Below are 20,635 nucleotides of genomic sequence, written 5' to 3'. Positions count from 1 at the left end.
GTGCTGCCGCCCGCCCCTTCCGCCCCAGGATTTTCCCCTCAAGGGATTTGAGACATGAACGAACTGACCAAATTCACCAACCAGCTTGCGAAGCCGGAAACCTTCGACCAGATCCAGATCGGGATCGCCTCGCCCGAGCGCATCCGTTCGTGGTCGTTCGGCGAGATCAAGAAGCCGGAGACGATCAACTACCGCACGTTCAAGCCGGAACGTGACGGGTTGTTCTGCGCGCGTATCTTCGGTCCGGTGAAGGACTACGAGTGCCTGTGCGGCAAGTACAAGCGCATGAAGTACAAGGGCGTCGTCTGCGAGAAGTGCGGCGTCGAGGTGACGGTGACCAAGGTTCGCCGCGAGCGCATGGGCCATATCGAGCTGGCCGCGCCGGTCGCGCACATCTGGTTCCTCAAGTCGCTGCCGTCGCGCATCGGCCTGCTGCTCGACATGCAGCTCAAGCAGCTCGAGCGCGTGCTCTACTTCGAGGCCTACATCGTCACCGAGCCGGGCCTGACGCCGCTCGAGAAGTTCCAGCTCCTCACCGAGGACGAGCTGCTCGACGCGCAGGACGAGTACGGCGAAGACGCCTTCACCGCCGGGATCGGCGCGGAAGCCGTCAAGATCATGCTGATGGACCTCGATCTCGAGCAGGAGCGGGCCGACCTGCTGCAGGAGCTTGAGACCACCAAGTCCGCGCTCAAGCCGAAGAAGATCATCAAGCGGCTGAAGGTCGTCGAGAGCTTCATCGAATCGGGCAACCGCCCCGAATGGATGATTCTCGAGGTCATTCCGGTCATTCCGCCCGAGCTGCGCCCGCTGGTGCCGCTCGACGGCGGCCGTTTTGCGACCTCCGACCTCAACGATCTCTATCGCCGTGTCATCAACCGCAACAACCGCCTCAAGCGGCTGATCGAACTGCGCGCGCCCGACATCATCGTGCGTAACGAGAAGCGCATGCTGCAGGAAGCCGTCGACGCGCTGTTCGACAACGGCCGCCGCGGCCGCGTGATCACCGGTGCGAACAAGCGTCCGCTCAAGTCGCTCAGCGACATGCTCAAGGGCAAGCAGGGCCGGTTCCGTCAGAACCTGCTCGGCAAGCGTGTCGACTATTCGGGTCGTTCGGTGATCGTGACCGGTCCCGAGCTCAAGCTGCACCAGTGCGGCCTGCCGAAGAAGATGGCGCTCGAGCTGTTCAAGCCGTTCATCTACGCCCGCCTCGACGCCAAAGGTCTCTCGATGACCCTCAAGCAGGCGAAGAAGTGGGTCGAGAAGGAGCGCAAGGAAGTCTGGGACATCCTGGATGAAGTCATCCGCGAGCACCCGGTCCTCCTGAACCGCGCGCCGACGCTTCACCGCCTGGGCATCCAGGCGTTCGAGCCGGTGCTGATCGAAGGCAAGGCGATCCAGCTCCACCCGCTGGTCTGCGCCGCGTTCAACGCCGACTTCGACGGCGACCAGATGGCCGTGCACGTCCCGCTTTCGCTGGAAGCCCAGCTCGAAGCGCGCGTGCTGATGATGTCGACCAACAACATCCTCTCGCCGGCCAACGGCAAGCCGATCATCGTGCCCTCGCAGGACATGGTGCTGGGCCTTTACTACCTGTCGATGGACCGCGACGGGGAGCCGGGCGAAGGCCGCCTGCTGTCCGACATGGCCGAAGTGCACCAGGCGCTCCACGTTGGCGCGGTCACGCTCCACTCGAAGATCGTCAGCCGCGTTCCGCAGGCGGACGAGGACGGCAACGTCGTCATCAAGCGCTTCGAGACCACCCCGGGCCGCATGCTGATCGGCGAATGCCTGCCGAAGAACCACAAGGTTCCCTTCGACATCGTCAACCGTCTCCTCACCAAGAAGGAGATCGGCGACGTCATCGACCAGGTCTATCGCCACACGGGGCAGAAGGACACGGTGCTGTTCGCGGACGCGATCATGGCGCTCGGCTTCCGCCACGCGTGCAAGGCGGGCATCTCGTTCGGCAAGGACGACATGATCATCCCGCACGAGAAGGTGAAGCTGGTCGACGAAACGAAGGCGCTCGTCGCCGACTACGAGCAGCAGTACCAGGACGGCCTGATCACCCAGCAGGAAAAGTACAACAAGGTGATCGACGCCTGGAGCCGCTGCGGCGACCAGGTGGCCGACGCGATGATGGACAAGATCAAGTCGCGTACGAAGGACGATGACGGCCGCGAGACCCAGATCAACTCGATCTACATGATGAGCCACTCCGGCGCGCGTGGTTCGCCGGCGCAGATGAAGCAGCTCGCCGGCATGCGCGGGCTGATGGCCAAGCCGTCGGGCGAGATCATCGAACAGCCGATCATCTCGAACTTCAAGGAAGGCCTCACCGTTCTCGAGTACTTCAACTCGACCCACGGCGCCCGCAAGGGTCTGGCCGACACCGCGCTCAAGACGGCGAACTCGGGTTACCTGACCCGCCGTCTGGTCGACGTGTCGCAGGACTGCGTGATCGTCGAGGACGACTGCAAGACCGAGAACGCGCTGGAGATGCGTGCGATCGTCCAGGGCGGTTCGGTGATCGCCTCGCTCGGCGAGCGCATCCTTGGCCGCACGACCGCCGAGGACCTGGTCAACGCCAAGACCGGCGAAGTCATCGTCAAGGCGGGCACGTTGCTCGACGAGCCGATGGTGAAGGCGATCGAGGACGCCGAAGTGCAGGTGGCGAAGATCCGTTCGCCCTTGGTCTGCGAGGCCGAACAGGGCGTCTGCGGCACCTGCTACGGGCGCGATCTCGCGCGCGGCACGCCGGTCAACATCGGCGAGGCCGTGGGCGTCATTGCGGCGCAGTCGATCGGCGAGCCGGGCACCCAGCTCACCATGCGGACCTTCCACATTGGCGGCGCGGCGCAGCTCAACGAGACGAGCCACCTCGAAGCGGTGTCGGACGGCAAGGTCGTCTATCGCGACATGCCGACCATCACCGACAAGAAGGGCCGTATCCTCAGCCTCGCCCGCAACGGCGAACTGGCGGTGATCGACGCCGAAGGGCGCGAGCGCGAGATCCACAAGGTCCCCTACGGCACCGTGCTGATGCACAAGGACGGCGCCAAGGTGAAGGAAGGCGAACGCCTGGCCGAATGGGATCCGTTCACCCTGCCGATCATCACAGAGCAGTCGGGTGTGGTGCGCTATCAGGATCTGGTCGACGGCCAGACGATGGAAGAGCGTGTGGACGAAGCCACCGGCATCGCCCAGCGCGTCGTCACGGAGCTTCGCTCCAGCAGCCGCAAGAAGGACGAACTGCGTCCGCGCCTCACCCTGCTGGGCGAGGAAGGCGGCAAGAAGGGCGAGGAAACCGAGGCGGCACGCTACATGCTGGCCCCGGGCACCACGCTCTCGGTCGAGGACGGTCAGCGGATCGAGGCCGGCGACATTCTCGCCCGTGCTTCGCGTGAAGCGGCCAAGACGCGCGATATCACCGGCGGTCTGCCGCGGGTGGCGGAGCTGTTCGAGGCGCGCGTGCCCAAGGACAACGCGATCATCGCCAAGATTTCGGGCAAGATCGAATTCGTCCGCGAGTACAAGGCCAAGCGCAAGATCGCGATCGTGCCGGAGGAAGGGGAGGCGGTCGAGTACCTGATCCCCAAGACCAAGGTGATCGACGTTCAGGAAGGCGACTTCGTCAAGAAGGGCGATACGCTGATCTCGGGCAGCCCGAACCCGCACGACATCCTCGAGGTTCTCGGGGTCGAGGCGCTCGCCGAGTACCTCGTCAGCGAGATCCAGGAAGTCTACCGGCTCCAGGGCGTGAAGATCAACGACAAGCACATCGAGGTGATCGTTCGCCAGATGCTGCAGAAGGTCGAGATCACCGACGGTGGCGATACCACGCTGCTGCCGGGCGAGCAGGTGGACTTCGAGGAGATGAACGAGGTCAACAGCAGGCTCGCCAAGAGCAAGAAGCCTGCCGAGGGCACGCCGATCCTGCTTGGGATCACCAAGGCGAGCCTGCAGACGCGCAGCTTCATCTCGGCCGCTTCGTTCCAGGAAACCACCCGCGTGCTCACCCAGGCGGCGGTTGAGGGGAAGAAGGACACGCTGATCGGTCTCAAGGAGAACGTGATCGTGGGCCGTCTCATCCCCGCCGGCACCGGCGCGGCGATGAACCGCGTTCGCATCACCGCCTCCAGCCGCGACGCCGCTCTGCGTGCGCAGTGGAAGAAGCAGCAGGAAGCGCTCGTCGCGGCGCAGACGGCTGCCGAAGAGCACGAAGCGGAGCTCGCCCAAGGCCCCGAGGCGGCGATCGGCGACGATCCGCTGGCGCGGGTGGAAGGCGAGACGCACGGCACCGACGCGGATGCGGGCGAATACCTGCAGCAGTCGGACGAAGGCGGAGCGACCCAGACCGCCGACGAGGAATAAGCTAAACCTCGTCCCAAGCGACACGAAGCCCCGCCGGAGCGATCCGGCGGGGCTTTTTCGTGCGCGCGATCGGGGCTAGCCTGGAGCGGTTTCGCACTCGCACGGGAGAACTCCGGACATGCGCCGAATGCTGACCATCCTCGCCGCTTCCGCCGCACTGGCGGCCTGTCAGCAAGCAGACGAGGTTGCCGCGCCAGCCACGCCTGCCTCCGATAGCGGCGCGGCGGCGACGCCCACGGGCGCTCCGGACAGCAACCCGCCGGCACCCGCGGCGAATGCGCCGGCCTCGCTGGTCGGCGAATACCGCGTCGCCGGGATCGACGGCACAGAGGTTGGCGGGCAGATCGGCATCGCCCTGTCGATCACCGAAGAGAGCATCTTCTACGATCCGCGCTGCGCGGGCCTCGAGTGGACGTACACTTACGAGAATGGCGCATTGACCACGGAGCGACCGGCGGATGCGCCCGTTTGCGAAATCGCGGTTCATCCGGAGAAGCAGCGGCTCGCGGCCGCGCTCGATGCGGTGGCGCAGGCGGAACGGACGCCCTCCAACGGGATCGAGCTGACGGGCGGCGGGCACAGCGTCACCCTGTTCTCGCAATAGGCGCGCGGCTCGGCTATCGGGCCGGGCATGACCGTGACCACCCGCTTCGCCCCGTCGCCCACGGGGCGCCTACATGTCGGCAATATCCGCACCGCGCTGCACAACTGGATGCATGCGCGCAAGGCCGGCGGCCGTTTCCTGCTGCGGATCGACGATACCGACGCCGAGCGCAGTCGGGAGGAATACGTTGACGCGATCCGCGCCGATCTCGCCTGGCTCGGGCTCGATCCCGATGAGGAGGAGCGGCAGTCCGCGCGACTCGACCGCTACGAAGCTGCGTTCGAGCGGTTGCGCGCGGCGGGCCGGGTCTATCGCTGCTACGAAACCGCGCAAGAGCTCGATCTCAAGCGCAAGATCCTCCTCGGGCGCGGGTTGCCGCCGGTCTATGACCGCGCGGCGCTGGCGCTGACCGAGGACGACCACGCGGCCAAGGCGACGGCAGGGATCGCGCCGCACTGGCGCTTCCTGCTCGACCACGGCGAGCCGATCGCCTGGGACGACGGCATTCGGGGCCCGCAGAAGTTCGACCCGGCGCAGCTTTCCGATCCCGTGGTGCGCCGCGCCGACGGGTCATGGCTCTACATGTTGCCGAGCGCGGTCGACGATCTCGACATGGGGGTGACCGACGTTCTGCGCGGTGAGGATCACGTTTCAAACACGGCCGTCCAGATCCAGATGTTCAGCGCGCTCGCCGCTTCCGGCGACGGACAGCCGATGCCGCGCTTCGCGCACGAGGCCCTGCTGGTCGGCAGCGAGGGCAAGCTGTCGAAGCGGCTGGGCTCGCTCGGCTGCGACGCCTTTCGCGAGCGGGGGATCGAGCCGGAGGCGCTCGTCGCGCTGCTCGCGCGGATCGGCACCTCGCTATCGGTCGAGCCGATTGCCGACCGTAGCGTGCTGGTCGAGAGCTTCGAGCTCGCGACCTTCGGCCGGGCACCGGCGAAGTTCGACGAGGCCGAGCTCGAGCGGATCAACACCGCGATCGTTCACCAACTCGAATACGACGCGGTCGTGGATCGCTTGCCGCAAGGCATGGACGCTGCGGGCTGGCACGCCGTCAGGCCCAATCTCGCGACTGTGGGCGATGCGGGCGAATGGTGGCGGCTTGTAACGGGGCCGATCGCGCAGCCGGAATTTTCGGACGACGACCGCGCCTATCTCGCCGAAGCGGCGCGGCTGCTCACATGGAGCGAGGACCCGTGGCAGGCGCTGACTGGCGGGCTGAAGCAGGCGACTGGGCGCAAGGGCAAGGCGCTGTTCCTGCCCCTGCGCCAGGCGCTGACGGGCATGGACCACGGGCCGGACATGGCGGAATTGCTGCCGCTGATCGGTGAGGCCGAGGCGCGCGCAAGACTGGAACGAGCGGCTAAGGCGTAGCCGCCGGCCATCGACCGGCGGAGCGCGCCTACTTCCCGTGTTTCTCCAGCTCGTTGCCGACCAGCGTCACGACGTGGAGCAGGTTGGTCGACCCGGGGGTTCCGAACGGCACGCCGGCGAGCGCGATCAGCTTGCTGCCCGCATGACCGAAGCCGTGGCGCAGCGCCATGCGCTTGCCCTTGGCGATCATCTCCTCGAAGCTGCCGATGTCCTTCGTGACGACGGCGTGCGCGCCCCACAGCAGGGCGACGCGGCGGGCCGTGGCCATCGATGGCGTCAGCACCAGCATCGGCACACTGGGCCGTTCGCGTGCGACGCGCCGCGCGGTCGAGCCAGTGCCGGTGAAGACCGTGACCGCCTCGATCGCGACCGTGTCGGCAATGGTCATGCAGGCATGGGCCAGCGCATCGGCCGTGGTGCGGTCGGGCGGCGTTTCGAGGAAGCGCACGCGCTCGATATAGGCATCATCGCGCTCCACCTGGATCGCGATCTTGTCCATGATCGTCACCGCTTCCTCGGGCCATTCGCCCGCGGCGGTCTCGGCACTGAGCATGACCGCGTCGGCGCCGTCGTAGACTGCGTTGGCGACGTCCGAGACCTCGGCGCGGGTCGGGGCAGGGCTCTCGATCATCGATTCGAGCATTTGCGTCGCGACGATCACCGGCTTGCCCGCAGTGCGAGCCTTGTTGACGATCTTCTTCTGCAGCGGCGGCACTTCCTGCGGTTCGAGCTCGACGCCGAGATCGCCGCGCGCGACCATGATCCCGTCCGACAGCTCGATGATTTCGTCCAGTCGCCGCACCGCCATCGGCTTTTCGATCTTGGCGCAGAGCGAGGGGCCCTGGGTCCCCGGGCCGCCCATCAACTTGCGCGCCTCGGCAAGGTCCTCCGGCCGCTGGACGAACGAGAGGCCGATCCAGTCGGCGCCCTGTTCGACGGCGAAGGCGAGATCCCGGCGATCCTTCTCGGTCAGCGCGGGGATCGGGATTTCGGCATCCGGCACATTGACGCCCTTGCGGTTCGAGATCACTCCGCCGACTTCCGCCGAACAGAGGATTTCGTTCTCGTCGGCCTCGATCACGCGCAGGCGGATCTTGCCGTCGTTGATCAGCAGCCGCTGGCCCTTGCCTAGCAGGCCGAACAGCTCGGGGTGCGGCAGGTGGACACGAGTCTCGTCGCCCGGTTCGGGATTGCGGTCGAGCGTGAAGTGGCCGGAATGGCGGATCACCGCCTGGCCGTTCTTGAACTCGCCGACCCGCAGCTTGGGGCCCTGCAGGTCGCAGAACACGGCGATGGGGCGGGCGAACTCCTTCTCCAGCGCGCGAATGGCGCGGATCGTCTCCGCGTGGGTTGCATGGTCGCCATGGCTCATGTTGACGCGAAAGGCGTCAGCCCCTGCCTTGAACAGCCGTCGCAGCATGTCGGGTTCGCGGCTTGCGGGGCCGGTGGTGGCGAGAATCTTGACCTTGCGGGCGCGCGGATCGAGCTTTTGCATGGATGCTGCGCTACGCCAGAGGCGCGGGGCAAGACAAGGGAAAGCGCGGCCGTGGATACGAATGCGACCGCCGGCACGCGCGTGCCAGCGTCACTCCGGCCGGTCGCACGTCGCGCCCGCGCGCGCGGCCACCGCTATGGCGGGGTCGTCGGCAATCACCCCGTCGACACCTGCTCTGGCCAGCAGAGCCCATAGCTTCTCGGGGCAACCGCGCGCGCCTTCGCCTGCTCCCCGGCGTAGTTGCGGTGGAAGGAAGGTGTTCTCCTTGCGAAGCGTCCAGGCATGCACCTTCAGTCCCGCGGCATGGGCGGCGGTGACCAGCCCGCTGGGCGTGCCGTCTTCCTCCAGCAGGAGCCTTATGTCCGCGCTTACCCCGTCGGCATATTCGGCGATCTGCGCCGTACCATCCATGGTGACCATCGCGCTGTAGCGCATGTCAGGTTTGTCCGCCGGTCCGCCTTCGGCTCCGACGAGCTGCACCAGCTTATAATCGCTGCGCGCGTCGAGGCGCCGGAGAGGGGCGATCTCGAAGCTCTGGATGAAGATCGGATCGTCGGCGCTGATCCCTGCCGCATCGAGGTCGCGCAGCAGCAGGTCCACCGTGTCGATCCCCTCGCTCTGCAGCAGGAAATGCGGATGCTTGAGCTCGGGGTAGAGGCCGATCCGGCGGCCGGTCTCCGCCTCCTTCGCCTTCACCAGCGCGGCGATCTCGGCGAAGGTCGGGACCTGGTAGAGCCCGTCGAACAGCGCGCCGGTCGGGCGCAGGCTCGGCAGCCGCTCCTTGGCGCGCAGGGTACGCAGTTCGGCGAGCGTGAAATCCTCGACGAACCAGCCGGTCACCTGGTGCCCGTCGATCGTCTTGGTCCGCCGGCGATCGGCGAATTCCGGATGGTCGGTCACGTCGGTCGTGCCGGAGATCTCGTTCTCGTGCCGGGCGACGAGCACGAGGTCCTTCGTCGCGACGAGATCGGGCTCGATATAGTCCGCGCCCTGATCGATCGCCCGTTCGTAAGCCGCAAGCGTGTGCTCGGGCCGCTCTCCGCTCGCGCCGCGGTGGGCGATGACGAGCACCTCCGAAGGTGCTTCCTGCGCCGCGGCAGGTGCCACCAACGCGAGCACGGTCAGCGCGCTCAGGATAAGGCTGCGGCCCATTCGTCCTCCTTGAACCCCACGAGCAGACCGCCCGGATACTCGACAATCGGCCGCTTGATCATGCTCGGGTGCTGTTGCAGCAGCGTTACGGCCTTGGCCTCGTCGATATCCACCTTCTCGGCGTCGGAGAGCTTGCGGAAGGTCGTCCCGCGCCGGTTGAGCACCGTGTCCACGCCCTCGGCCGCGATCCACGTGCGGAGCCGCTCAGGGTCGGCGCCTTCCTTCTTGTAGTCGTGGAACGCGTAGTCGACGCCGCGCGCGTCGAGCCACTGGCGGGCTTTCTTGACCGTGTCGCAATTGGGAATGCCGTAGACTTCGATGTTCATGCGGCTTCCTTGCTTTCGAAGCGGTGGATGCGCGGTGCGTCGCAGGCGAACAGCGTATAGCTCTCGTAGAACTCGTTGCGGCCGCGGTTCTGGACCACGCGGTGCTCGGCCACCCGGCCCCAGGCGCGGGCGGAGGCTTCGTCTTCCCACTCCGATAGCGCGATCACCTCGCCATCCTCGCTGGTGTAGCTCTTGAACGAGAGGAAGCCGCGTTGCGCCTGAGCCAGCTCGAGCATGCGGCTGGCTTCGGCGTCGTAGACGGGATAGTCGATATCGGCTCGTTTGCGGTTACGGAATACAACCAGAAACATCAGGGTCCTTTCAGGTGTGCATCGGCGATGGCAACGGCGAGGGCATCGGCCGCATCCGGCCCGGCGATCGCTGCACCGGGCAACAGAATCTTGAGCATGGCCTGGACCTGCCTCTTCTCGGCGCCGCCGGTGCCCACGACCGCCTTCTTGACCAGCCGCGCGGCATGCTCGCGCACGTTGAGCCCCGCGGCGCCGCAGGCGGCGAGCACGGCGCCGCGGGCCTGCGCCAACTTAAGCGTCGACTGCGGGTTCTTGTTGGCGAAGACTTCCTCGGCCGCGGCGCGGTCCGGGCCGTGCCGCGCGATCACTTCGGAAACGGCCGAGTGCAGCGCCGCCAGCCGCTCGGGCATGGGCGCCTTGGCATCGGTCGGGATCTGGCCATTCGCGACATGCGACAGCCGCGCGCCTTCCGCCCGCACCAGGCCCCAGCCGGTACAACTGAGCGAAGGGTCGAGGCCGAGGATCAGCATAAACCCTCCCCGTCACCGGGAGGGGGACCATCCGCAGGATGGTGGAGGGGCAGGTCGTCGGGTTCCGGACCGACAAGGGAAAGAGTAAAGGCGAGTGCCCCTCCACCATCGCCTGCGGCGATGGTCCCCCTCCCCGGCCCGGGGAGGATCAGGAGAGCTTCTCCATCACCGCGTCGGGAATCTCGTAGTTGCCCCACACAGTCTGCACGTCGTCGTCGTCGTCGAGCGCGTCGACCAGCTTGAGCAGCGTGCCGGCCGCGCCTTCGTCCATCTCGACGGTGATGTTCGGCTTCCACGCCAGCTTGACGCTTTCCGCCTCGCCGAGCGATTTCTCGAGCGCGCCGGCGACTTCGTGCAGCGCTTCCATCTCGGTCCAGATCGCATGGCCGCTCTCGTCGCTCTCTACGTCGTCGGCGCCCGCCTCGATCGCGGCTTCGAGCACTTCCTCGTCGTCGCCCGCGCTTGCCGGATATTCGATCAGGCCCTTGCGCTCGAACCCGTGCGCGACCGAACCCTCGGTGCCGAGATTGCCGCCGTTCTTGGAGAAGGCGGTGCGGACGGCGGTGGCGGTGCGATTGCGGTTGTCGGTCAGCGCCTCGACGATCAGTGCGACCCCGCCCGGGCCGTAGCCTTCGTAGCGGACCTCCTCGTAGTTGTCCTCGTCCCCGCCGCTCGCCTTGTCGATTGCGCGCTGGATGTTGTCCTTGGGCATCGACTGCGCCTTGGCGTTGTTGATCGCCAGCCGCAGCCGCGGGTTCATATCGGGATCCGCCGCGCCCATCTTCGCCGCGACGGTAATCTCGCGGCTGAGCTTGGAGAAGAGGTTGGAGCGCTTCTTATCCTGCGCCCCCTTGCGGTGCATGATGTTCTTGAATTTGGAATGGCCTGCCATGGTAACCCCGGAATTTTGGTCTGCATGAGGCCCAGCGGTGCGGGCCGCATTGTGACGCGCTCCTAGCGAAGCCGCGCCGGGCGGGCAATCGGGGGCTGCGCGGCTTTCTAGGGCGCTATGTCGAAGTGCAGCACTTCCTCGCGTGTGCCGAGCTTGTCGTAGAGCGCGATCGCGGGCTCGTCCTCGGGCTGGGTGTCGGCCTGGACGTAGATGACCCAGACGCCGGCCTCGCGCGCGATCCGCCGCGTCTCTTCGATCAGCGCGGTGGCGACGCCGCGGCGACGCCAGTTTTCGGCGACGGCGAGGTCGTAGATGTAGAGTTCGCTGCGCGCTTGCTCGAACTTGGGCAGGACGTACCCGGCGATCGCGCCGATGATCTCGCCGTTCGCCTCGGCCAGCAGCAGGACGGTATCGGGCCGGGCCAGCAGCGTTTCGGCATAGGCGTCGTCCGGCGGATGCGCGGCGTAGCTCTCCCGGTCGTCGAAGACCTCGCCGAACAGCCGGTTCATCGCGCGGAAGCGCGTCAGGTCGCCCGGGCCGATCCGCGCGACCGAGAAATCGCGGTCCGTGCTCAGATGCGCACCGCGGTGCCGCTGGCGGAGACCATCAGCATCGAACCCGTGTCGCCGATTACCTCGTAGTCGAGATCGACCCCGACCACTGCATTCCCGCCGAGCGAGCCGCATTCGGCCTGCAGTTCTTCGATCGCCTGCTCGCGCGCATCGCGCAGGATGCGCTCGTAGCTGCCAGAGCGGCCGCCGACGATGTCGCGGATGTTGGCGAAGAGATCGCGGAACAGGTTCGCGCCGACGATCACTTCGCCAGTGACGATGCCGAGGTACTCCTGAATCGGTCGCCCCTCGATGGCGTGCGTGGTGGTGACGACGATGCCGCGCGCATCCTTCCAGGGTCCTGCCACTCGATTGTCCTCAGCCGTTGACGATGATCCCGCCGTTGGGGTGCAGGACCTGCCCGGACATATAGGACGAATCCTCGCAGGCAAGAAACAGGAACGCGGGTGCGACCTCGTTTGGCTGGCCCGGCCGGCCCATCGGTGTGTCCTCGCCGAAATGCTCGATCTTCTCCGGCGGAGCGCCGCCGCAAGGATTGAGCGGGGTCCAGATCGGCCCGGGCGCGACCGCGTTGACGCGGATGCCGTCCTTGATCAGATTCTCGCTCAACGAACGGGTGAAGGCGGTGATCGCGCCTTTTGTCGCCGAATAGTCGAGCAGCCCGCCAGAGCCCTTGTACATCGTTACGCTGGTGCAGTTGACGATCGCCGCTCCCTTGGTGAGATGCGGCCGCGCCGCCTGGACGAGGTAGAACATCGAGAAGATGTTGGTCTGGAACGTGCGTTGGAGCTGCTCGGCGGTGATCTCGGTCACCTCCTTGTCGGGATGCTGCTCGCCGGCGTTGTTGACCAGCACGTCGAGCCGGCCCCACTTGTCGATGACTTTGTCGACCAGCGCCTTGCAGACCTTCGGATCGCCGAGATCGCCGCGGTGGAAGAGGCCCTCGGTGCCCTCGCGCTCGATCGCCTCGATCGTGACGCGCGCGTCGTCGTCTTCCTCGAGGTAGGCGATCGCGACTTTCGCGCCCTCGCGCGCGAACAATACGGCGGTGGCGCGACCGATGCCGCTGTCGCCGCCGGTGACGATCGCCACTTTGCCCTTGAGCCGGGCGGATCCGCGATAGCGCGGCTCCCACTCGGGCTTGTCGTCCATCGCGGTCTCATGGCCGGGCAGTTTCGGGTCTTCGTTCGTCTCCTCGACGAACGCCTTGTCGACGGTTTCGGTCGTGTCGCTCATCGTTTGCTCCGTGAATCGGTGTTCACGAGAGCAATCGACGGGAGCGTGGCGTCGTTCCCCGCTCCGCCGCGGCCGCGGATCAGCCCAGCCCGAGCGCCGCCTTGTAGGTGTCGAGCACCATTTCCATTTCCGCGCGGTCGTCGGGCTTCATTTTCCGGAGGCGGACGATCTGGCGCATGATCTTGACGTCGTAGCCGACCGCCTTCGCCTCAGCATAGACGTCGCGGATGTCGTCCGCGATGCCCTTTTTCTCTTCCTCGAGGCGTTCGATGCGCTCGATCAGCAGGCGCAGGCGGTCGTCGGTGGCTTCGGCCATGTCTTGAACTCCGGATGATGTGAGAATCGGTTGACGCGCTCGATAGCCAGCCCGTTCGTGCCGGTGAACCCGCGGCGCGAGTTTTCCCCTTCTCTTCGCGAAAGCGTCAGGCGCGTGTGGCGGTGACGACATAGTTGAGCGCGAGATCGCCCGACAGGTGCAGGCCCTTGCCAGGCGAGAAGCCTATCCCCAGCGGCTCGCCCATCACGAGGCCGGCGTCGGCGAGCAGGCCGCGCAGTTCCTCGGGTGTGACGAAATCATCCCAGTGGTGCGTGCCCTTCGGGATCGCGCCGAAGGCTTCGGCTGCGCGCACGAGGAGGAGCTGCGACTGCGGCGTCCGGTTGGGCGTGGACAGGATCAGCAGCCCGCCCGGGGCAAGACGCTCGGCGAGAGCGGCCACGAAGGCGTGTTGGTCGGCGACGTGTTCGATCACTTCCATGCAGGTGACGAGATCGAACGTGCCGATATCGAGCGCGGCGATCTCGCCCGCCATGTAGCGGATGTCGAGGCCCGCCCCTTCGGCGTGCTGCGCGGCCGCCGCCGTGTTCTCCGGCGCGGCGTCGACACCGGTCACATCGGCGCCGAGTCGCGCGAGCGGTTCGCACAGCAGGCCCGCGCCGCAGCCGACGTCGAGCGCGCTCCTGCCCGCGAGCGGCCGCAGGCTCTCGGGATCGGTGTCCCAGTGCGCGTCGGTCGCCGTGCGCACGAACGCGAGCCGCACGGGGTTGAGCCGGTGCAGCATGGCCGAGGAGCCTTTCGGATCCCACCAGTCGCGCGCCAGACTGCCGAAATGGGCCGCTTCCTCGGGGCGGATGGTTTGCCCACCTGAAGAATTGGTTTCGCCCGATATTGTTGCATCGACCATGCGCCCTCCCTAACAGCGCGCACAGACCGGCACCAGCGCCCGCCATGAAACGGGCACAATGCAGGGGAGGCACGGACTTGGCGCGTATCGTGATGAAATTCGGCGGCACTTCGATGGCCGGGACCGAACGCATCAGGCGCGTGGCCAATATCGTGCGCAAGCAGCAGGCTGCCGGGCATGAGGTTGCCGTCGTCGTCTCCGCCATGGCGGGGGAGACGGACCGGCTGGTCAACTTCTGCCGCGAGGCGAACGCGCTCTACGATCCCGCCGAATACGACGTCGTCGTCGCCAGTGGGGAGCAGGTGACGAGCGGGCTGCTGGCGCTGACGCTCCAGTCGCTCGGCTGCAAGGCGCGCAGCTGGCTCGGCTGGCAACTTCCGGTGCGCACCGTCGAGGCGCACGCCAAGGCGCGAATCGAGGCGATCGATTCGGATGCGCTGATCGCCTCGATGCAGGCGGGCGAGATCGCGGTCATCCCCGGTTTCCAGGGCCTGGGCGCAGACGGCAGGGTGACCACGCTCGGCCGCGGAGGCTCGGATACCTCGGCCGTGGCGGTCGCCGCGGCGATTGGCGCGGACCGCTGCGACATCTACACCGATGTCGACGGGGTCTACACCACCGACCCGCGCATCGTGGCCAAGGCGCGCAAGCTCAAGGCGGTGACTTACGAGGAAATGCTCGAGCTCGCGAGCGTGGGTGCGAAAGTGCTGCAGACCCGTTCGGTCGGGCTCGCGATGAAGGAAGAGGTGCGCGTACAGGTGCTCTCCAGCTTCATCGGCGACGATGCGGCTCCTGCCGACGACCTTCCCGGTACGATGATCGTGTCGGAAGAGGAAATGAACGAACTAGTGGAGAAGGGCGATATGGAACGCCAGCTCGTCACCGGAATCGCGCACGACAAGAACGAAGCCAAGGTGATCCTCACCCGCGTACCCGACAAGCCGGGTGCGGTGGCGCATATCTTCGAGCCGCTCGCGCAGGCGAGCATCAACGTCGACATGATCATCCAGAACGTCGGGCGCGACAAGGGAGAGACCGACGTGACCTTCACCGTGCCGCAGGCCGATCTCGCGCGGGCGCAGGCTCTTCTCGAAGACCGTCGTCCCGACATCGGTTTCAACCGCATCATCACCGATAGCAAGATCGCCAAGATCTCGGTCGTGGGCGTCGGCATGAAGAGCCACGCCGGCGTCGCCGCGACGATGTTCAAGTCGCTCGCCGAGCGCGGAATCAATATCCAGGCTATTTCGACCAGCGAGATCAAGGTCTCGGTCATGATTGACGAGGACGAGACCGAGCTTGCCGTGCGCGTGCTGCACACCGCCTACGGCCTCGATGCGAACGACGAAGCTGCCTGACAGGGCAGTTAGGCGCGGCAGGTCGCCGGGCTAACGATTCCTTAACCGGCAGCGCCGACTCCTTTCGCGAAAGGAGTGGCAAGTATGGTGATCGCGGCACATCTGGAGCCGAATAAAAACAAGGAGCGGCGCGGCGCGCCGCGCCGGACATTGCGATTCGAAACGGTCGGAGGGCGCGAATCGGGCGACGTTCTGCCGGTCCGGGTGCACAACGCCTCGTCCACCGGTCTGCTGCTCGAATGCGACGCCGAACTTTCCATAGACGAGGGGATCGACATCGATTTCCCGCACGCCGGAGTGACCCCCGCCCGCGTCGTCTGGGCGAGCGGTACGCTCTACGGCTGCCGCTTCGACCGTCCGATCTCTCCCGGCACCCTCGCCGCCGCGGAACTGCGCAGTGATGCGGGTCTGAAACTGGAACACGCACATGCATCCGCGCCCGAATCCTTCGGCAGCCGGCTGCAGCGTCTGCGCAAGGAACGCGGGCTCACGCTCGCACAGCTCGGCGAACGTCTCGACGTTAGCAAGCCGACGGTCTGGGCTTGGGAGAAGGGCAAGGCGCGCCCGATAGAGAGCCGGATCGCTGCGATCGCCGACGTCCTGGGCGTATCCGAGGAGGAACTGGCCGACGTGCACGACAACACCGAGGCCCGCGAAGTGCTCGCACGCAGCCGGGAGGTCATCGCCCGCGCCTTCGGAACCGAACCGGCAAAGATTAGGATCATGATCGAATTATAAGAGCGATTTTGCAAAATATTGTCGCAACATGCGAAATGACTCCCGCAAATTCATCGGCTTGGTTAATATCTCCCTAAGTCGATTCGCAAGTTAATCAAGTTATACAACTCGTATAACAAAGATGATGGGCGCAATTTACGCAGGGACTTCTCTCCCGGTATTGTTCTACATCATTTGTGGATCGGCGTAGGCGGGGCAAAGGTCGGGGCGTTATCGCATGGTAGAAGACTTCACCCTTCATGAAGGGGCGGCGTTGTACGACTTGGTTGCGGAGGGCGGCCGCGACATTGTCGTGAAAGTCGACCGCGAAGGTTTCGTGGTTCACGCCTCCGCAGCGATCGGGCAGCTCGGCTTCGCCATCCCCGATATGCTCATCATGCCGCATCTCGCCGACCTCGCCGAACCGAGCCAGGCCGAGAAGCTGCGCGCCTTCCTTGAGGTTATCATGCGCGGCGGATCGGCGACCGGTTGGTTCGAGTTCGCCGCTCATATGGCCGACGGCAGCACGAACTGGTTCACGCTCCAGCTCCGTCCGCTGCTGGCCGGCGATGGCCAAGCCTATGGTGCAATCGGCATCATGCGCTCGATCGAGGAGCGGCGCGCGCTGGAGGAGCGGCTGTTTGCCGCGACGCTGACCGACCCCCTCACCGGGCTCGCCAATCGCCGCGCCTTCCAAGTGATGCTGCGTCACCTCGTTCGCCGGGGGCAGGGCGGCACGCTGGCGCTGTTCGACATCGACCATTTCCGCGCGATCAACCTGCGGCACGGCGCGAGCGCCGGCGATCGCGTGCTCGTCGCTTTCGCCGATTTCCTGCTCGGCAGGCTGCGGCACGAGCATATCGTGGCGCGGATCGGCGGCGAGAGCTTCGGTGTTCTCTTGCCCGATCACGATCTGGCCGCGGCGCGCGGGGTCACCGCAGCGGTGCTCACGGCGCTTGCGGAGGCATCACCGCCGCGCCCGTCGGACGAACCGCGCCTGTCGACCAGCGTCGGACTGGCGGCGTTGCGCGTGTCCGCCGACGACACGCTGCGGCGCGCGGAGCTTGCCTTGCTGGCCGCCAAGGGGCGCGGCCGGGGCCGGATCGAAACCGACGAAGACCTGCCCGACCGCGGCCGCCTGCGCGCCTGACACTGTCGGTCTTGGCCCCGCCGGCCCATTGCCGCTAAGAGCGGCGCATGGCTTTCACTGCGAAGATTCTCCTCCTCGGATCGGGCGAGCTCGGGCGCGAGTTCACGATCTCGGCCAAACGGCTCGGCGCCTATGTCGTCGCCTGCGACGCCTACGACAACGCGCCCGCAATGCAGCTTGCCGACGCGCGCGAGGTCTTCTCGATGCTCGACGGCGCGGCGCTGCGCGCGGCGGTGGAGAAGCACCGGCCCGACTATGTCGTGCCGGAGATCGAGGCGATCCGCACGGAGACGCTGATCGAGCTGGAGGCCGAGGGCTTCCATGTGGTCCCCTCCGCGCGCGCGACCCAGCTCACCATGAACCGCGACCGCATCCGCGATGCCGCGGCGGAGGAGCTCGGGCTCGCGACGTCTCGCTACCGCTATGCCGAATCGCTTTCCGAAGTGCACGCGGGCGCGGCCCATGCCGGTTTTCCCTGCGTGATCAAGCCGGTCATGTCGTCGTCCGGCAAGGGCCAGAGCAGGGTCGAGGATGCGGCGGGGCTCGAAGCTGCGTGGGAATACGCGGTCGCCAACATGCGCGGCGATCGGCGGCGGGTGATCGTCGAGGAATTCGTCGATTTCGACTACGAGATCACGCTCCTGACCGTGCGGACGAAGGACGGCGTGCTGTTCTGCCCGCCGATCGGCCATCGGCAGGAGCGCGGCGACTACATGGAAAGTTGGCAGCCGATCGCGATGTCCGAGACCGCGCTGGCGTCCGCGCAGGACATGGCCGCGAAAGTAGTCGACGATCTCGGCGGCTACGGCATTTTCGGGGTGGAGTTCTTCGTGCGCGGGGAGGAGGTGATCTTCTCGGAGCTCAGCCCGCGCCCGCACGATACCGGCATGGTCACGCTGGTGGGCCAGAACCTCAGCGAGTTCGACTTGCACGCCCGCGCGATCATGGGGCTGCCGATCCCGGCGCCGATCCGCGCACGGCCTTCAGCGAGCGCGGTGATCCTGGCCGACCGGGACAGCGACGCGCTCAGTTACGACGGACTGGCCGAGGCGCTGGCGGTGCCGGGGGGCACGGTCGACCTGCGGATCTTCGCCAAGCCGACTTCGCGCCCTTACCGCCGCATGGGCGTCGCGCTGGCGAGCGCGGGCGACACCGATGCCGCACGCCGCGTCGCGGCCGAAGCGGCGGGCAGGGTGAAGATCAAGTACGGCTGAGCGGGCGGAGCGCTGCGGCCCCGCCCGTCTGCCATCACTCTCCGGCGAGTTCCTTCACCAGCGCGGGCGCGGGATAGATCGTCTCGAGCGCTTCCTGCACCGCCGCCGTAGAGACCGCCACGGTGCGGTTGAGCGTGCCGTCGTAGCCGTAGTTGCCGCCCAGCGAGTGGATGTTGCCGTCGAACGCGGTTCCGATCACCGTGCCCGCTTTGTCGATCACCGGACTGCCCGAATTGCCGCCGATGATGTCGTTGGTGGTCACGAAGTCGTAAGTCGTGTCCTTGTCGATCCCCGCTTCGTTCGCCGCGAAGGCGGGCGCGAGGTCGAACGGCGGATTGCCGGTCGCGCGCTCGAACGTGCCGCCCAAGGTGGTGCGGATCGGCACTTCGTTGCCGCGCTCGATCCAGCCCTTCACCTGGCCGTAGCTGATGCGCAGCGTGAAGGTCGCGTCAGGGTAGAGCGCATCGCCATAGGCGGCGAAGCGCGCATCGGCGAGCTTGGCACCGGCCGCGGCGAGCGGACCCGAATATCGCGCATCGGACACCGCCTTCAGCTCGCGCTGGCGCGGCGCGAGCTTGAGCGCATACTGGATCATCGGATCGTCCGACGCTTCGATCGCGGCCAGGCCACCTTCCCAGAGCTGCTGGCGGTAGGCGGGATCGGCCAGCCGCGTGCCGCTCACCAGCCGCTCGGCGAGCTGCTCGGGGCTTTCCTTGCTGAGCAGAAGCTTCGAATCCGGATCGTCCACGCCGAGGTATTCGCGCGCCTTCGACAGGCTCCACTCCATCATCAACTCGTCGACCCAGGGATAGACCGGGCGCTCGTCGAGCAGGCGCTTTTGGGTCAGCGGCAGCGCGCTGTCCGTATAGCCGGGCAGGCGCTCGGCGTTGGGCTTGGCGCGCTCCTGCGCGGCGAAGACCAGCGTCTGGGCGTAACCATAGAGATCGCCCGAAGGCTGGGTGAAACGCAGCGGGAAATAGAGCGAGCGATAGGCGTCCATGGCCTGATCGACCGTGCTCCAAGGGTCGCCGATCTCGGCATTCCCCGCGCTCTTCGCCTGGAGCGCCTCTTCCGCCGCGGCGAGCTTGCCGGTGAAGGCCGGATCGTTGAGTGCCTTCATCCGCCCGATGTAGACCTTGAGGCTGTTCTCCACGCCGAACAGCAGATCGAGCCCTTCGCGCGCGCGATCGGGGCTCTCATCCATCGCGCGGATCACACGGCCGCGCAGCTCGGACATCGTCGCCACGGTGACCGGCAGGCGCACTTCGCGCTCGAACGCGAGCTGGCTCTGGGTGAACAGGCGGCTGGTCGAGGCGGGATTGCCGACGACGAAAGTGACCTCGCCTTCCTCCGGCGCGCGCGGGTTCCACTCGAGGTGATTGGGCGTCTCGACCGGCTGCCCGTTCTCGTAGGCGCGCAGGAACGAAGCATCGAGCGAGTAGCGCGGGAAGTTGAAGTTGTCCGGATCGCCGCCGAAGGTCGCCGCACGGTCTTCGGGTGCCCAGGCGAGACGGACATCCGAATACTTGCGGTAGGTGTATAGCTTGTACTGCCCGCCGCCGAACAGCGTCACGACCTGGCAGCGCGTGGTCTCCTGATCGGTGCAGCCGGCCGATTCAAGCTCGGCGATCTTCGCGTCACGCGCCTTGGTCAGCGCCTCGCCGGTCGACTCGCCGATCGCATCCATCACCTGCGCGGTCACATCGGTGATCGCGGTCACGACTTCGGCCTGCTGGCCGGGGCAAGTCAGTTCATCCTCGCGGCGGCCGGCGGTGAATCCTTCGTCGAGATAGTCCATCGCATCGGTCGAGTTGTCGTAAAGGCAGCTTGCGACGCAGTGATGGTTGGTGAGGATCAAGCCCTCGGGCGAGACGAAGCTGGCGGAGCAGCCGCCGGTCAGCCGCACGGCGGAATTGCGGACGTGATCCAGCCAGGCCTGGTCGGGCGCCCAGCCATAGGTTTCGCGGACCTGCTCGGCGGGGAATCCGTCGAAGGTCCACATGCCTTCGTCGGCACTCGCCGGAGCGGCGGAAAGGGACAGCGCACCGAGCGAAGCGGCGGCGAGCAGGATGGTACGGCGGGTCACGGACAGTCTCCCCTGTAGAACGATACTGGCGCGTTCTGTCCGCCTCGACCCCGCGAAAGTCCAGCCCCTTTTCAGCGTTCTAAACGCGATGGCGCCGCATGCGAAAGAGCCCCCGGCATC

General features: G+C 66.5%; 19 protein-coding genes. 7 read left to right on the top strand and 12 right to left on the bottom strand.

The window, feature by feature from the left end; all coding sequences use genetic code 11:
* The first annotated feature begins 54 nt into the window (after positions 1 to 54).
* The 3 genes from rpoC (at position 55) to gltX (ending at position 6,355) form a co-directional block, all read left to right on the top strand.
* Positions 55 to 4,377 (top strand): DNA-directed RNA polymerase subunit beta', encoded by a 4,323-nt coding sequence (gene rpoC / locus AC3A5N_RS04410; RefSeq protein WP_487736085.1) that lies wholly within the window; start codon positions 55 to 57, stop codon positions 4,375 to 4,377.
* A gap of 127 nt (positions 4,378 to 4,504) precedes the next feature.
* Entirely contained in the window at positions 4,505 to 4,981 is a 477-nt protein-coding gene (locus tag AC3A5N_RS04405) for a hypothetical protein (RefSeq protein WP_487736084.1), read from the top strand.
* Positions 4,982 to 5,008: 27 nt separating this feature from the next.
* Positions 5,009 to 6,355 carry a glutamate--tRNA ligase gene (gene gltX, locus AC3A5N_RS04400; RefSeq protein ID WP_487736083.1) on the top strand — a complete coding sequence of 449 codons (1,347 nt, stop codon included), beginning with the start codon at positions 5,009 to 5,011 and terminating at the stop codon, positions 6,353 to 6,355.
* Positions 6,356 to 6,383: 28 nt separating this feature from the next.
* On the opposite strand, the gene pyk is transcribed toward gltX, so the two are convergent.
* The 11 genes from pyk to ubiG form a co-directional block, all read right to left on the bottom strand.
* Positions 6,384 to 7,850 (bottom strand): pyruvate kinase, encoded by a 1,467-nt coding sequence (gene pyk, locus AC3A5N_RS04395; RefSeq protein ID WP_487736082.1) that lies wholly within the window; start codon positions 7,848 to 7,850, stop codon positions 6,384 to 6,386.
* Between the two features lie 90 nt (positions 7,851 to 7,940).
* Positions 7,941 to 9,002, bottom strand: a complete 1,062-nt coding sequence (locus AC3A5N_RS04390; RefSeq protein WP_487736081.1) for a glycerophosphodiester phosphodiesterase family protein — start codon at positions 9,000 to 9,002, stop codon at positions 7,941 to 7,943.
* Positions 8,981 to 9,328, bottom strand: coding sequence for an arsenate reductase (locus tag AC3A5N_RS04385; RefSeq protein WP_487736080.1), 348 nt, complete (start codon positions 9,326 to 9,328; stop codon positions 8,981 to 8,983). Before AC3A5N_RS04385 ends, AC3A5N_RS04390 begins: the two co-directional genes overlap by 22 nt.
* Positions 9,325 to 9,639, bottom strand: a complete 315-nt coding sequence (locus tag AC3A5N_RS04380; RefSeq protein ID WP_487736079.1) for an antibiotic biosynthesis monooxygenase family protein — start codon at positions 9,637 to 9,639, stop codon at positions 9,325 to 9,327. Before AC3A5N_RS04380 ends, AC3A5N_RS04385 begins: the two co-directional genes overlap by 4 nt.
* Positions 9,639 to 10,109 carry a crossover junction endodeoxyribonuclease RuvC gene (gene ruvC / locus AC3A5N_RS04375; protein WP_487736078.1) on the bottom strand — a complete coding sequence of 157 codons (471 nt, stop codon included), beginning with the start codon at positions 10,107 to 10,109 and terminating at the stop codon, positions 9,639 to 9,641. The genes AC3A5N_RS04380 and ruvC overlap by 1 nt, the downstream gene beginning before the upstream one ends.
* Positions 10,110 to 10,257: 148 nt before the next feature.
* A complete protein-coding gene (locus tag AC3A5N_RS04370) occupies positions 10,258 to 11,001 on the bottom strand; it encodes a YebC/PmpR family DNA-binding transcriptional regulator (protein ID WP_487736077.1) in 744 nt (247 codons plus the stop codon).
* Positions 11,002 to 11,108: 107 nt separating this feature from the next.
* Positions 11,109 to 11,576: an AAC(3)-I family aminoglycoside N-acetyltransferase gene (locus AC3A5N_RS04365; protein WP_487736317.1), complete on the bottom strand. Its 468-nt coding sequence runs from the start codon at positions 11,574 to 11,576 to the stop codon at positions 11,109 to 11,111.
* Positions 11,573 to 11,890 (bottom strand): heavy metal-binding domain-containing protein, encoded by a 318-nt coding sequence (locus AC3A5N_RS04360; RefSeq protein ID WP_487736316.1) that lies wholly within the window; start codon positions 11,888 to 11,890, stop codon positions 11,573 to 11,575. The genes AC3A5N_RS04365 and AC3A5N_RS04360 overlap by 4 nt, the downstream gene beginning before the upstream one ends.
* Positions 11,891 to 11,930: 40 nt before the next feature.
* Entirely contained in the window at positions 11,931 to 12,809 is an 879-nt protein-coding gene (locus tag AC3A5N_RS04355; RefSeq protein ID WP_487736076.1) for an SDR family oxidoreductase, read from the bottom strand.
* Between the two features lie 79 nt (positions 12,810 to 12,888).
* The gene (locus tag AC3A5N_RS04350; protein ID WP_119511886.1) at positions 12,889 to 13,125 is read right to left on the bottom strand and encodes a DUF2312 domain-containing protein; all 237 of its coding nucleotides are present in this window, start codon (positions 13,123 to 13,125) and stop codon (positions 12,889 to 12,891) included.
* A gap of 106 nt (positions 13,126 to 13,231) precedes the next feature.
* On the bottom strand, positions 13,232 to 13,990 hold the full coding sequence (gene ubiG, locus AC3A5N_RS04345) for a bifunctional 2-polyprenyl-6-hydroxyphenol methylase/3-demethylubiquinol 3-O-methyltransferase UbiG (protein ID WP_487736075.1): 759 nt from the start codon (positions 13,988 to 13,990) through the stop codon (positions 13,232 to 13,234).
* Positions 13,991 to 14,067: 77 nt separating this feature from the next.
* Here ubiG and AC3A5N_RS04340 point away from each other — a divergent pair, with 77 nt between their 5' ends.
* The 4 genes from AC3A5N_RS04340 to purT all read left to right on the top strand — a co-directional run bounded on the left by AC3A5N_RS04340 (position 14,068) and on the right by purT (position 18,429).
* Positions 14,068 to 15,348 (top strand): aspartate kinase, encoded by a 1,281-nt coding sequence (locus tag AC3A5N_RS04340; RefSeq protein ID WP_487736074.1) that lies wholly within the window; start codon positions 14,068 to 14,070, stop codon positions 15,346 to 15,348.
* 84 nt (positions 15,349 to 15,432) lie between these two features.
* Positions 15,433 to 16,086: a helix-turn-helix domain-containing protein gene (locus AC3A5N_RS04335; protein ID WP_487736073.1), complete on the top strand. Its 654-nt coding sequence runs from the start codon at positions 15,433 to 15,435 to the stop codon at positions 16,084 to 16,086.
* Between the two features lie 217 nt (positions 16,087 to 16,303).
* Positions 16,304 to 17,215, top strand: a complete 912-nt coding sequence (locus tag AC3A5N_RS04330; protein ID WP_487736072.1) for a GGDEF domain-containing protein — start codon at positions 16,304 to 16,306, stop codon at positions 17,213 to 17,215.
* A 47-nt stretch (positions 17,216 to 17,262) separates the two neighbouring features.
* The gene (gene purT / locus AC3A5N_RS04325; RefSeq protein ID WP_487736071.1) at positions 17,263 to 18,429 is read left to right on the top strand and encodes a formate-dependent phosphoribosylglycinamide formyltransferase; all 1,167 of its coding nucleotides are present in this window, start codon (positions 17,263 to 17,265) and stop codon (positions 18,427 to 18,429) included.
* 34 nt (positions 18,430 to 18,463) lie between these two features.
* Here purT and AC3A5N_RS04320 read toward each other — a convergent pair whose 3' ends face one another.
* Positions 18,464 to 20,515, bottom strand: a complete 2,052-nt coding sequence (locus tag AC3A5N_RS04320) for a S46 family peptidase (protein ID WP_487736070.1) — start codon at positions 20,513 to 20,515, stop codon at positions 18,464 to 18,466.
* Positions 20,516 to 20,635 lie beyond the last annotated feature (120 nt).

It is taken from the genome of Pelagerythrobacter sp. Soil_C_18 (genome assembly GCF_057657235.1).
The sequence above is the reverse complement of the archived record's forward strand: the minus strand, read 5'-3'. Positions and strand labels throughout refer to the sequence as shown.